11 protein-coding genes and 1 pseudogene are annotated in these 13,865 nt (G+C 43.4%); 9 read left to right on the top strand and 3 right to left on the bottom strand.

The window, feature by feature from the left end:
* Positions 1–16: 16 nt before the first annotated feature.
* From MKHDV_RS19195 to fliD, 6 genes are all read left to right on the top strand, one after another.
* Positions 17–211, top strand: coding sequence for a zf-HC2 domain-containing protein (locus tag MKHDV_RS19195; RefSeq protein WP_160714529.1), 195 nt, complete (start codon positions 17–19; stop codon positions 209–211).
* 34 nt (positions 212–245) lie between these two features.
* Entirely contained in the window at positions 246–953 is a 708-nt protein-coding gene (locus MKHDV_RS09115; protein WP_160714501.1) for a flagellar hook assembly protein FlgD, read from the top strand.
* A gap of 128 nt (positions 954–1,081) precedes the next feature.
* Positions 1,082–2,719 carry a flagellar hook protein FlgE gene (locus tag MKHDV_RS09110; RefSeq protein ID WP_160714499.1) on the top strand — a complete coding sequence of 546 codons (1,638 nt, stop codon included), beginning with the start codon at positions 1,082–1,084 and terminating at the stop codon, positions 2,717–2,719.
* Between the two features lie 87 nt (positions 2,720–2,806).
* The gene (locus MKHDV_RS09105) at positions 2,807–4,849 is read left to right on the top strand and encodes a flagellar hook-associated protein FlgK (RefSeq protein WP_160714497.1); all 2,043 of its coding nucleotides are present in this window, start codon (positions 2,807–2,809) and stop codon (positions 4,847–4,849) included.
* Between the two features lie 15 nt (positions 4,850–4,864).
* The gene (flgL, locus tag MKHDV_RS09100; protein WP_160714495.1) at positions 4,865–6,394 is read left to right on the top strand and encodes a flagellar hook-associated protein FlgL; all 1,530 of its coding nucleotides are present in this window, start codon (positions 4,865–4,867) and stop codon (positions 6,392–6,394) included.
* 9 nt (positions 6,395–6,403) lie between these two features.
* The gene (gene fliD / locus MKHDV_RS09095) at positions 6,404–8,188 is read left to right on the top strand and encodes a flagellar filament capping protein FliD (RefSeq protein ID WP_160714493.1); all 1,785 of its coding nucleotides are present in this window, start codon (positions 6,404–6,406) and stop codon (positions 8,186–8,188) included.
* 472 nt (positions 8,189–8,660) lie between these two features.
* Here the strand turns inward: fliD and MKHDV_RS18925 are convergent, their stop codons facing one another.
* From MKHDV_RS18925 to MKHDV_RS09085, 3 genes and pseudogenes are all read right to left on the bottom strand, one after another.
* Positions 8,661–9,224, bottom strand: coding sequence for a flagellin (locus MKHDV_RS18925; RefSeq protein WP_254060446.1), 564 nt, complete (start codon positions 9,222–9,224; stop codon positions 8,661–8,663).
* A 401-nt stretch (positions 9,225–9,625) separates the two neighbouring features.
* Positions 9,626–10,046, bottom strand: a pseudogene (locus MKHDV_RS18920) (flagellin); the annotation flags it as partial.
* A gap of 267 nt (positions 10,047–10,313) precedes the next feature.
* Positions 10,314–10,913 (bottom strand): RNA polymerase sigma factor, encoded by a 600-nt coding sequence (locus MKHDV_RS09085; RefSeq protein WP_160714489.1) that lies wholly within the window; start codon positions 10,911–10,913, stop codon positions 10,314–10,316.
* A 286-nt stretch (positions 10,914–11,199) separates the two neighbouring features.
* On the opposite strand from MKHDV_RS09085, the gene MKHDV_RS09080 reads away from it, so the two are divergent.
* From MKHDV_RS09080 to MKHDV_RS09070, 3 genes are all read left to right on the top strand, one after another.
* Positions 11,200–11,913, top strand: a complete 714-nt coding sequence (locus MKHDV_RS09080; protein ID WP_160714487.1) for a response regulator transcription factor — start codon at positions 11,200–11,202, stop codon at positions 11,911–11,913.
* 465 nt (positions 11,914–12,378) lie between these two features.
* A complete protein-coding gene (locus MKHDV_RS09075; RefSeq protein WP_160714527.1) occupies positions 12,379–12,717 on the top strand; it encodes a ferredoxin family protein in 339 nt (112 codons plus the stop codon).
* 2 nt (positions 12,718–12,719) lie between these two features.
* Positions 12,720–13,865 (top strand): 2-oxoacid:acceptor oxidoreductase subunit alpha, encoded by a 1,146-nt coding sequence (locus MKHDV_RS09070; protein ID WP_160714485.1) that lies wholly within the window; start codon positions 12,720–12,722, stop codon positions 13,863–13,865.

The raw sequence follows: 13,865 nt of genomic DNA, 5'->3' as shown, positions 1-13,865 counted from the left end.
TTCAAGCTGGCTTGAGCTGGTCTACGGCGGAACCATTGAGGAAGGGCTTTCAACAAGCAAGGAAGCTTGTCCCGGACACAATGATGTCGCCGCGTATCTTGATAAGAAACTTCCGATAGCTCGTAGAAAAGAAGTTGAAGGGCACATGGCATCATGCCGTGAATGTCGTTCAGAAGTTCTCGAGCTTAGAAGAATTCTTTCATCCTGTTAATCGCACGTCAATAATCTCAAGGAGGAGAAAACACATGCAAGTATCTACAACTGAATATTTGAACTCAACACATTCAAGGGATCTCTCAGCAAGGGCTCCAAAGTCAGAACTTGGAAAGGATGACTTTATGAAGCTTTTAACGGCGCAGATGTCGAATCAGAACCCGTTAAAACCTTCTGACGATACCCAGATGCTTGCACAGTTAGCTCAGTTCTCCTCACTTGAGCAGCTTACTGAATTAAACGGTACTGCGAAAAATTCCAATACAGCACTTGGTGCGATCAATGTAACCAGCGCTGTTGGCTACATTGGTAAAGCTGTTGTTGCTGGTGGTGATAAGATTCATAAAGGAGCTTCTGGATGTAGTCCTGTGTACTACACCGTCCCTGATGAAGTCGAAACAGTTAAGGCGCATGTATATGATTCCTCAAAACGAATCGTTGATACAATTGTTCTGCCTGGAACTGGTAAAGGCGAACATACCTTTACTTGGGATGGTACTAACTCACAGGGTAAATTACCTGAGGGTCAATATTCTGTCGGTTTCGAAGCACGCGATGAAAACGGTAAACTTATTAAAGTTGGCTCGAAAGTTGCTGGTAAGGTTACAGGCGTTACTTCGCAAGATGGAAAGACTGTTCTCGAACTTGAAGGCGGCCGCACTGTAAATCTCATTGATATTACAAGGGTAGAGCAGCCTTCTACTGAAGACGAAGAAGAAAGCAAGAACGAAAACAGTTAAGCCTACTATAAGGATAGAGTTAGTTATTAAGAAGGTGACGGAAATTTTTACCCCACCTTCTTAACAAAACTACATAAAATTATAGGCAAAATTTACCCACAGAATTTACGGCTTCTAAGGAGGCATTTATGAGCGTTATGGGATCTATGTACACTGGCATTTCTGGTCTTACTACTCACGCAGAGCGCATGTCAGTGCTCGGTAACAACATTGCTAACACAAGTACTGTTGGCTTTAAGAGCGGAAACGTTCAGTTTGAAGATCTTTTCTATTCCAGCAAGACATTGGGCGCATCAGTTGGTCAGATTGGTCACGGTGCTCGTGTTTCATCTATTTATCAGGATTTTTCACAGGGTGCATACGAAAATACCGGTTCTGTAACAGACGTTGCTCTCGGTGGCCGTGGCTTCTTTATGGTGAATGACTCCTTAAATGGTTCTAAATTTTACACACGTGCCGGTAACTTCAATTTCAACAAAGAGGGCTACCTTGTTAACCCTCAGGGATTGAGAGTTCAGGGTTGGGAAGCTGGTAAAACAGAAGCATCTGTTACAAAGGGTGCTATTGGCGATCTTAAACTGGACTCATTCCAGTCTGAACCAAAAGAATCATCTATCGTGTCTCTTTCAATTAACCTGTCTAAAAAAGCTGTTGATAAAACGACACCTGCAGTTGCTCCAACTGGCACTCAGGCAACTGATATGTTTGCGCTTTTCTCAAAATGGGATGGGTCTGCCTCTCCAACAAAGCCGCTTGGTGATGATGCGTACTCGTATCAGAAAACAATTAATGTTTTTGACAAAGCCGGTTCTGCTCATGAAGTAACCGTTTATTTTGATAAAGCGAGAGATAAAGACGGAAAGCTTACTTGGGAATACATTGTTACAACCAACCCTGATGAAGATGGCCGTACCGCAATGGAAGTTCCTGCTGTTGTTGCCCCTCCCGCAGCTGCCTTTACACGAAAGGCGAAAGGACTTTTGATGGCTGGAACCATGAGTTTCAACAGCGCAGGCGCAATGGAAAACATGTCTGCTTACACTTATGACGCAGGCGCTCTTGCTACCCCTGCTAATGCAGACGCTAAAGCAAGTTGGAAGCCTGCTGAATTTGATGAAAATGGTTTTCCGATTTTCACTGCTAACTTCTCTAACCTTACTGGTGTAAACGACACTAATGATGTGTCTTCTGGCGAAAAACCCGAGCGAATTGCTCTTGATTTCGGCATGAGTTCAAAAAGTGCTACCAAACAGTATGTGAACGCCACTCAAACAATGGCTGATGCTGAGACAAATGTTGCGAATATTGCAAGTATTGCAACTGCAGATATTAATAAGACTAATAAATCAGCAACTTCATACGATCTCGCTTCTACAACTCACAGCATGAATCAGGACGGCTATACAGCTGGTTTCCTTCAGGAAGTAACTGTTGATAGAAACGGTGTGGTTTCCGGTCGTTATTCAAACGGTCGTAGAGAAGAATTGTTTGTTCTTGGTCTCGCAGACTTTGCTAACAGACAGGGACTTTCTCTTCAGGGTGGCAACCTTTTTGCTCAGAGCACCTCTTCAGGTGAGGCTGTAATCGGCACAGCAAATACAGGTCGCCTTGGTACTGTATCCTCTAATACCTTGGAACTGTCTAACGTAGATATGTCTCGCCAGATGGTTAAATTGATTACTACCCAGCGTGGTTATCAGTCTAACTCTAAAGTGATTACAACATCTGATGAGATGCTTCAGGAAGCAATCAATCTTAAACGATAGTCAGTTGATTTGATGTGCCGTTGCTAAAGCAATGTAGCGGCTTAGGAATGTAACGGCACACCCGGTTTGTTATGAGGAGCACACAGAATGTCTATTTATGATCTTATGTCCATCGGCAATAATGCAATGATGAATGCCAAGCTTGGCATCAGCGTCACCAGTAATAACCTCAGCAATGAGAATACGAAAGGTTACGCACGTACTACAGTAAATTACGCTTCACGATCACCAATTATGCGCAACGGCTTACAGTTTGGTACTGGAGCTGAAGCGGTTAATTTCAATCGTCATTACAATTACTTTGTTGAACAGCAGTACTTGTCCTCTAATGGTCAGCAGCAGTTTTGGAATGCAAAAGCGGAAACATTGTATAGCGTTGAATCATTATTTAAGCAGGGCGAAAAAGATTACGGACTTTCTGCTGCGCTCGATAAGTACTTTTCAAGCTGGAACGCCCTTACTCAGGACGCAGATAGTTCTGCGTACCGGATGGAGCTTTCAGAGTACTCCAACACTTTGGCAACAATGCTCCATACAATGAGTGCTTCTCTGAAGCAGGAGCAGCAGGCAACTGACACAGCTATTGAGCTCGGCGTTAATGATGCCAACGGATTAATGAAAGATATTGCTGAATTGAACCGTGGCATTATGGCCCAGCCGGAAAACCTCATTTTGCAGGACGAACGCGATCGTAAGATCCGCAGTCTTGGAGAGTTACTTCCTATTAAGTCAATCCATCAGACTGACGGTTCCTTCACCGTTATTACTCAAGCTGGTCAAACACTTGTGGATGGTATTAACGCATTTGAATTGGTTCAAAAGGGACCAGAGGCCACAACAAACTTGGCGACTGGTTCTGCTTTTAACGGTGCCATCAAATTTGAAGGCCAGAGCTCTCAGGAGCTTAAGGTTGAAATGCTTAATACGGGCGCGGTTGGCACTGCAGAATTCAGGATCTCAACTGACGGTGGCAAAACGTGGCTTGCAGATGAATCAGGCGTTGAGCGTAAATTCCAATCTGGTGATGTAGATAACAAAGTAGTTGTTAACGGTGTTTCCATTTGGTTCGAAGATTCTGCTCCCGCAACAGATTTGTCAAAAGCTGACTCCTTTAATGTTGTGGCCAAAGATGCTGTGTACTGGAAAAAAACAACTGCACACCATGTTAATATTACCCCGTTGGGTGGTTATGGAAATGAGGCAGGTCGCCTTAGCGGTGGGCGTCTCGGTGGTTTGTTGGCAGCTCGCGACAGTGGCATTGCAAGTTACCGTGAGCGCATGGATGCCTTTACAAAAGAACTGATCTGGCAGACCAATTATCAGCATTCACAGGGGGCAGGACTTGAGCACTACAAAGAAACAATAAGTACCAATGCAGTTGTTGACCCAACCGTAGCGTTGAACAAGTCCAACTTAACTTTTGGGAATAAAATTACTGATGGAACTTTGAGTCTTCAGACATATACAGCACAGGGCGCCCCTGATGGTGGTCGAGTTGAAATTCCTGTAACTCCAGGCATGAGTTTGCAAGATCTTGTTGATGCAATAAATGATACACCGACTGGTGCCCCAAAGATGTTGGCTACCATTGAAGGTGGTAAGTTAAAGCTGAATTCAAGAACAGCAGATGGAAGTTTTGAGTTTGCAGGAGATACTTCAGGCGTTCTTGCTGCCATGGGGCTCAATACGTACTTCAGTGGTTCAAGTAATGCAGATATTGAGCTTGAAGCACGTATTAAAAATGACCCAAAACGAATTAATGCAGGTGTTGTTAACGGGCTCGGACTTGTTAACAGCGGCGATAATACCAATGCGACTGCGTTACACAAGTTAATGGATAAGGCCGTCACACTGGATACTATTCATACAAGTACTTCTACAACATTCACAAAGCATTTGAGCGCACTGACTGCGCTTGTTGGTGCTGACATGGATGGTGCATCACGAAACAAGGTCTATAACGAAACTGTAAGTAAAGATCTTGAGAAACGTCAGCAGTCTGAGGCCGGTGTAAACAGAGATGAAGAGCTTATGAACTTAACTAAGTATAAAAGTAGTTTTGATGCTGCATCTAAGTTGATCACCACAGCAAATGAAATGTTTGACACCATCCTTAGACTGAAGTCTTAGTGTAGGAGAGTTATAATGCGTATTTCCAATAGTATGATATACACCCAGTCCCTTAATGGTATGACAAGCTCAATGAGCGAAATCCTTCGTATTGGTGAACAGGCTGCCAGTCAAAAGCGTATTAACCGTCCTTCAGATGACCCTAGCGGGGCGGCAATGGTTCTTGATCTGCAGTCACACATCAACTCATTAGCTCAGTATGATGAAAATATTCAGTCTGCCAAAGGGTGGCTTGATACTGCTAACGAACAGCTTGGCACAATCAGTAAAACAATTATCCGTATGCAGGAACTGGCAAACCAGGGTTCTACGGGTACTGTCACTGATCAACAGCGCGATTTGATTGCAACTGAACTTCGCGAACTTCAGGTTCAGCTTATTGGTCTTACCAATGGTGACTACGCAGGTAACTCATTATTTGCTGGTGCTGCGATTAATAAACCAGCGTATGAAGTCGGGTTAGGTGCAACTGTTAAAAATGCTAATCAAACGCTTGTACATAGTATTAAGGGTGACGCTAAAAAAAGTGTCGCGATTAAATTTCCAGTACCAACAGCAACGCAGAACGTTGGTGCCGCAGCTATTCCATTTAAGTTCTCAGAAGATGGGGGAGCAACTTGGAAAGATACTACTATTCCAGCGGGTGCAGGCACTCTTTCAGTGCAGCTTGGTGGAGTTGAAGTAAACTTCACAGCAGGTGAAGAGATAAAACAGGACACCTCAATGGTGATCAGACCTGCTGCAATTTACACTGGTTCCATTGATGGTGAAGCAAAGTCAGCATACTACGGTGCTAACCCTGGCCTTACCCCTGTAGCTAAAGGCGTATTTAAAAGTCCAATAGCTATTCGGATCGAAAATGATCCTTCTGTAAGTATTCCTGGAACAACGCCTGCTCCGGTACTACCTGCTCCGCCGATAGGTGCACTTGAATATTCTTATAGTCTTGATAATGGCGCGTCTTGGGTTAGAGCAACCGCGTCATCAGACCAGTTCTTGAATGTCCCCGGAGGACAGGTTGATATTGGTGGTACAGGTGCTTTGCTGAAAGGTGAACAGTTTCTTGTTAACCCGATTGACTCTGCGATTCGTGTAGAAATTAGTGAAGGCAACAGTGTTCAGGTTAACAGTGTCGGCTCAAATTTCTTTGGCGGTATTTATTCAGATAAAGCAACAGGTGCTACTGAACCTGTTGATGGGCTCGATCCAGAAAGAAATATCTTTGAAGTTGTAGGAAATCTTATAGCTTCTTTAGAAATGGACGATCAGGATGGTGTGAAGAAATGTTTAGGCGACCTAAAGTTAGCTAATGAACATATCACCACTGAAACAGGCGTGCTTGGCGGACGACAGAATCGCTTGAATTTTGCGTTAGATGCACACAGCAAAAGCAAGATGTCCACTGAATCACGGATTTCTTCAATTCAGAACATTGATGTTACAGCAGTAACAAATGAATCTGATCGCGCAAAATATATTTATAAATCTGTCCTCTCTACAAGTGCAAAAGTAATGAATTTAAGTTTGCTCGACTTTTTGAGGTAGGAGTGAGTTATGTCTGATTACTGGTCATCCAAAACAGTCTATGCGGGCTGGTCAACGAAAACTGATTTTAACTCCATTATTGATGCGACAGTTAAGATGGAAAAGTTTCGTTATAATCAACTGTCTAAAGAACAGGCTGAAGTAAATTTCAAAAAAGAGCAGATTGAGGGGCTCAATCGCACTCTTTTGACATACAAGAAGCAACTTGAATCAATGGATAGTCTTGATGAGTTTCTTGTAAAGAAAGCTAGTTCTTCAAAAAGTGATATTGCTACTGCGACTGTTAAGGCAGGTGCTCTGGAAGGTGTGCACTCTCTGGAAGTAACGCAATTGGCTGAAGTGGCAACCGCAACATCAAGTGACCTTGATGAAGTAGTCTATACTGGGCCTGAAAAAGCTATGACATTTAAATATGATGGCAAAGATTATTCAGTGACTGTTAAGTCTGGAATGACTGCAAAAGCTTTGGCATCAGCTATTTCTACCGCTTCAGATAATAACTTGAAAGGTTCTGTAGTTGAGCTCGGACGCGACGATAAATTCAAAATTCAACTTCGGGGTATGGAGTTAGGGAAAGAGCACGACATAGAATTGTCAACAGAGTTAGAATCAGTGCTCCAAGGCAAGGCTGATGGTACTCTGCTTGACCCTCTTGATCCTTCTTTTGCCACGATTGCTGTGGCATCAAAAAATGCTAAATTTAATATTGACGGAATCGAACTTGAGCGCGACACCAACTCAATTAGTGATGTAACAGAGGGTGTTACATATAATTTGAACGCAGCAGAGACTGGGGCAAAAGTAACTCTCAAAATTGACACTGATTATGATGCCATTGTAGCTAATGTAGAAAAATTTGTTCAGTTAACAAATGAACTTCGTACTGGTTTTGATCTTGTTAAGGACTACGAGAATGAAGAGCTAGATAAAAAAGGTGTAAATTATAGCCTCAAAGGTAGTTCACAGATTAAGTCTGTTGAGAACACCTTAAAGAATATTCTTGCGACACAGGGAGATGGATTTCTTCAGGGAGAAGGAGTTGCTAACGATCCTTACCTAGCCCTTTCGGCTCTTGGAGTTAAAACCATTGCTGAAACTGGTGACAAGGATATGGGTAAGCTTGAATTTGATAAAGATGCCGTTATTATTAAAGACGGCAAGCAAACCTTTATGGACTTGTTGAAAGAAAATCCAGAAGCAGTTGCCAGTGTCTTTGCTGCGAATGGTCAAGCCGTTAGTTCTGATGACTCCGTGTTAGAATTTAAGAGTAGTATGTATGATCTCGAATTAACAAAAGCAGGTGTATACGAAATTGAATACGATGGTGGAGCTCTTCCAACTACTGGGGGCGAAGCTGCAATTACTATGAAGATCAACGGAGTTGATCGATCGGTTGGCTATACCCCTGCGACAGGAATTGCCACTATTAAAGATGATGGTAAAGGTGAAGGAAAGGGCTTGGCCTTTAAGGTTGTTGACACTACAGCAGGAGTACATTCTGCAAAAATAGCCATTAAAGAAGGTAAAGTTCAGGCAACGATTAAAGCCTTGGATGCTATTACCGAGCTAGAAAAAGGCACTTTTAATGTATTGATTGAGAAGTATACGGATCAACTAAAGAACCCGTATTCTGGGCTTAATAAAAGATTAGAAGATGAGTTGGCTCGAGTCGATGCCTTGGAAAAACGATTGATTGCGAAGTATGCAAAAACAGAAAAAACATTATCGCAATATAAAGGCATTCAGTCGATGCTCGATTTTCAGCTAAAAAGTCAGTTAGCAGATAACGACTAATTATATTTCATGTAGAAAGGGTGGTGTCCAAAGGGCACCACCCTTTTTTTTGTTTTATGACAGAGGGCAGGGGGAGGTGCTTGCATTTATTGAGGCGCTAATTTTTGTGAAGAGAGTAGGAGAAAGTGAATGCTACCTTGTAATAGTTGATAAGAAGATAAGCTTTTCGTGTAAGAGGAAAAGGGTTTGAGAGAAAGGGGCAATGAAATAAGTAAAAATGCTAAAACCGTTATGCCTTGTAGTAGGTGGATAAAGCACACGTATTATATTTGTTAACGTGCTTGAAGAAGGAATTGACTGAGGAGAAGGATGGTTAAGATTGGGAACGACCTTCATTCTGTGGCATGTGGAAGTACAGAGGAGGAGTCGTGGTTGAATATAATTAGGAGTTTTAGCTGTTGGTTATCGAAAAAAGAAAACCCCTGCCTCATATGAGGCAGGGGTAACATTCGAATAAGTGCTGATGGTCTTACTAGCCGAGGAGTTTCTGAGCCATCTTAGGCAGGTTGTTTGCCTGAGAAAGCATGGAAATTGCTGCGTTAGCAAGGATCTGCTGTTTGTTGAATTCAGTCATTTCAGTTGCTACGTCTACGTCAGAGATACGGGACTCAGCAGCCTGAAGGTTTTCTTTCTGAATTGAGATGTTTTCAACAGTAGCAGAAAGACGGTTCTGGGTAGCACCCAGTTCAGCACGAGTCGCATCTTTTGTTTCAATAGCGTTTTTGATGTTTTCAAGTGCTACTTTAGCACTGTCAGTAGTCAATACATGGTCACCAGCAGACTGACCAATTCCAAGGTAGTCAGCATCAGAACGACCAATGTTTACGTCATAGCTGTCAGTTGCTGCACTGCTAGAGCCAAAATGAATATTGACACTTGTAGATTCTGTGCTGCTTGCTGAATAGGCACCAGCAGTAGTAGCAGAAGCAGTGCTCAATGCGCCAGTAGCTTTTGTGAATGTAACTACACCGGCGGCGTCACTATTTGAGATGATGTCAACTCGTTTTTTATCACCGTCATTATAAGTAATACGCATGCTCTGACCAGCAGCACCAGCAGTAGTAGCACCAGCAGTACTTGCCGCTGTCCAAGTTGTACCATCACCAACTTCGATGGTAAGGTTGTCGTTGGCGATACCTTTCAGATAAAGATCTCTAACAGTAGTGCTGTTAGTAATAGCAGAAGTTTTAGCACCGCCAAAGGTATCGTTGCTTACTTTAACTGTTCCAGCATCAATCTGAGTGTACTCAAGTTTTTGGCCTGCAGCATCAGAGAGATAAGTGTCTGTTGTTGTAAAACCAAAACGATCATTATTTGTAACGGTTATGGTGTCAGCGGCTGCGGCAGCAGTAATTTCAGTTGTGTAATCAGTAACTGTTTTACTGCCGTTAGTGAGACCGGCAGCTGTGCCAGTAGCAGATGCAACAGCAATTCCAGTACCATCGAGAAGTATTTTTTCGTTGAAATCAGTATCCTGAGCGATACGGTTGATTTCTTTAGCCATGGCCTGATATTCTTGGTTGATCAATTTGCGCTGATCAGTAGTGTAAGTATCAGTTGATGCCTGTTCTGCAAGCTCTTTCATGCGGATGAGTTTGGAGTCAATAACACCAAGTGCGCCGTCCGCAGTCTGGATCATTGAGATGCCGTCGTTTGCGTTACGAGAACCCTGAGCAAGAGCTGCGATGTCTGCGCGCATAAGTTCACGAATTGCGAGGCCAGCTGCATCGTCTGCTGCAGAGCTAACACGAAGTCCGGAAGATAAACGCTGAGTAGACTGACCGAGTTTGCCGTAGTGACCCTGCAGGTTACGGGTAACGTTGTTCGCCATCAGGTTGTTGTTGATTGCTAATGCCATAATAACTTCCTCCGTGAAGATATTGAATAATGATTTGTAGTTGGCGCTCATCCATGAGTGCCGTGTTACATATCTAATCGTCTCCAGTGGAAAAAGGTTTACAAAATAAATAGATTTTTTTGCTTTTCTTATGCTTTTTTTAAGTTTTTAAAATAAACTCTTAATAATCAACATGTTAAGATTGTGTGTTTAAACGTAAAAAAGCTCCCATTTTTCTAAATGGGAGCTAGTAAAGCTTAATTATGTAGTAAGGAGAGGTTAAAGTTCTTAATGGAACATCGCTGAGCGGAGCTTTTGCAAGGCTGTGTGGTGAATGCTTCGAACAGTCTGTGGATGAATGTCGAGTTGCTTGGCTGCTTCTACTGCGGTGAGTTCTTCGCCGTATAAGCACTGAAGTACGCTTTTCTGTCGGGTTGAAAGAATGTTGAGCGGCAGTTCTGGCATATCCATAAGGTCGCTCATGTCTGCTTTAATGTTCTCGTGTTCATCGAGAGTATCATATAAATAGGTTCGGTCAGTGCGGATGAAATCGATAGCTGCACTTCTGGATACAACCGCGAGCCATGTCTTTAATGTTCCGCGCGAGCTGTCCCAGTTTTCAAGTAGCTTGTATTCTGATTTGATAAGACGGAAAAATATATCCTGAACAACATCATCTGAAGCATCCGTTGCAACACCGTGGTGTGTAAGAGTCCATGTTACGGCATGGCGGATGATTGCACCAAATTCAGAAACGAAACGATTCCATGCGCTCTGGTTACCTTCAATGCATAGTGCAACAAGGTACTCATCTTCAGAATTTGCTTTTGTAGGTGCTGGGCACTGAGCAGAAGTAATAGTGCGTTCTGTAATAATAGTAGATTCCATATAATCCTCCAAGTGTGTTCTTTCCTAAAGAAGACGGACGGAAAAAATTGCCACACAGTGAGGTAAAATTTCTATTTGCTATTACTAAAGCACGGACCATGCCAATAAGGTGTAACCTTTCGCTTTCCACTTTATTAATATTTCTTTAGAACGCACACACGGCTATTGGCGGCACTTTTCAGCTATCTATATATAGCTGTCTCAAGTGCTGGCTGATTGGCACCAATTTTGTATTATCTATGTAAAGAAGACGGGCATCGGAAAAAAATGCCCACTAGGACATTATATGTATTCTCTGTTGTTAGTTGATTCAGATAAGGAAACGTGCGGTGCCTATGCAGCGGCACTAAGAGAAGAACGTTTCTCGTGTACTGTATGTGACAGCGCGGTAGAAGTTGCTGCGTTGGAGCTTACTGGCGCGTACGATCTGCTGATAATGGAGATGAATTTGCCGGATATGAATGGGTTTGATTTTTTGGCTTCAATGCGGAGTCAATCTCAAATCCCCATAGTTGCCTTGTCATCCCGATCAGATAACGTCGATAAGATTGTTGCGTTGGAGATGGGAGCGGATGACTATTTATTGAAGCCGATAGTAGAACGGGAATTAATTGCCCGTGTCCGAAGTATTCTGCGAAGAAGCCGTACAAATTACGTCGGTTCAGTTGTACGTAGTCGTACCTACATGTTTGATGGTGTTGAGTTTGATACCAGTGCAAGGCTTGTGCGTCGTAACGGAGCGAGTCTTGGGCTTACGCATGTGGAATATGTTATTCTAGAAATGTTGATTGATGCCGCGGGGCAGACTGTTCCTCGTGAATTAATTTCGTTAAAAGCGTTGGGCAAAGAACTTGCGCCTTATGATCGCAGTATTGATGTGCATATTAGCAAGCTACGCAAAAAGCTTGGAGACGTACGCGATAGAACAGAGCGTATTGTAACTGTGCGCGGCGTTGGATATTTTTATAGCATGCCATTAGAAGAAAAAACGGACGAATAAAGTTACAAAGAACAGACTGATTATTTTTAAACTGAAGCCTGTATATATAATGTTACAATAATGCTTGTAAGCTGAGGATGCTCATCCTCAGCTTTTTTTGTTTGAAAAGATAGCGAATAATTGGTGTGAAACAAGTAGTAAGGAAGACATGTGTCAGACGTATTTAATTGTTTGTTACACTTTACCACTTGATGTTTCCATAGGGAGCAAAAGTGGGTGATTGAAAAGTCAAACACCGTCAAAACAGTATTGTTTGTATAAAAGTATATTATTGCTGACAAAATTATCTAAATTGTCTTGCAGTGAGCTTAAGCAGCATGTAACAGCCTAGGTAAGTATTTTGTACAATTTGTTCATGGTACTTTCCCCCTAGCTTTAAGGTTCCTCTCTTCTTGCTTTGGGTAAGTTGAGAGCTTGGTTTCATCGGTGGCAATGCCACCACAATCTACAGGTGCCGGTGCGGCAATGCCAAAGAAGAATAAAGGCCAAACTTTTGTGTGTGTGTACCCGGATTGGTGTAAAGGATGCGGCTTATGTGTTGCATTTTGTCCGGGGAAGGTTCTTCAACTTAATGCGCTAGGTAAAGCCGAGGTGGTTCGACCGGAAGAGTGTATTAACTGTGGTTTTTGTGAACTTCACTGTCCGGATTTTGCGATTGCGGTCAGACCGAACGTTTCTAGAAACGGTGTGCATTGTAGAACTAGCTGTGAGCCGGGTGAAACTGGCGGTGCTGGTAAAACAAGCGAACCTTGTGAATTGGGCGAATCAGACTTAACTCCTCAAAAAACAGTTGCAGAGGGCTAGATATGGCTCACAGAAGGCGTAGGAAAAGAAAAGAGTTATTTGCTCAGGGCAACGAGGCCGTTGCTCAGGGAGCACTATTGGCCGGGTGCACGTTTTATGCGGGGTACCCTATAACACCATCTACAGAGATCATGGAGATTATGGCGCAGCGCCTGCCACGTACTGAAGATGGTGTTTTTTTACAAATGGAAGATGAAATCGCCAGTATGGGGGCAGCCATTGGCGCCTCGTTAACTGGTCGTAAGGCGATGACTGCTACTTCCGGCCCGGGGTTTTCCCTTAAGCAGGAACTCATCGGGTACGCCTGTATGGTGGAAGCACCGCTTGTTATTGTAAACGTAATGCGCGGTGGCCCAAGTACCGGTTTGCCAACATCACCAGCACAGGGTGATGTACAAATGGCACGCTGGGGAACGCATGGCGATCACCCGATTATCGTGTTATCCGCGTCCACTGTTCAAGAATGTCTGGAGATGACTGTCGTTGCGTTTAACATGGCAGAAAAATACCGTACTCCGGTAATTTTACTGATCGATGAAGTGACTGCTCATACTAGAGAAAAAATTACTATACCTTTCGAAGATGAACTGGAAGTTCTGTCACGTATGCAGCCTGCAGTACCACCTGAATGGTTCAAGCCGTATGCCGAAGCAGCTCGCGGTGTTCCTGCAATGGCTCCGATCGGACAGGGGTATCGATGTCATGTTACAGGGCTTACCCATGACCAGATGGGATATCCGACCTCACGACCAGACGAGGTAAACGAGTTTATGACTCGATTGTTCCGGAAAATCGATAATTACTACCATGATGTTGTACTGGTAGACGAATACTGTCTTGAAGATGCTGACTATGCTGTTATTGCATATGGCTGCGTTGCCCGTTCTGCCCACCATGCAGTGGATCAGGCTCGGGAACGCGGGCATAAAGTCGGGTTGCTGACTTTGAAAACTTTATTCCCGTTTGCACGTCCGGCTGTAGAAAAATTATGTATGCAGTGTGAGCATCTCCTTGTGCCGGAAATGAATATGGGACAGATGTCCCGCGAGGTGAAGCGTGTGAATAACGGGCGTTCCCGTATCCGCACTTTGAACCGTGTGGATGGGCAGATTATTACTCCGTCTGAAATCCTCAAAGCTATACTGTAG

The sequence above is a fragment of the Halodesulfovibrio sp. MK-HDV genome (assembly GCF_009914765.1).
In the GTDB taxonomy this organism is placed as follows: domain Bacteria; phylum Desulfobacterota; class Desulfovibrionia; order Desulfovibrionales; family Desulfovibrionaceae; genus Halodesulfovibrio.
The sequence above is the reverse complement of the archived record's forward strand: the minus strand, read 5'-3'. Positions and strand labels throughout refer to the sequence as shown.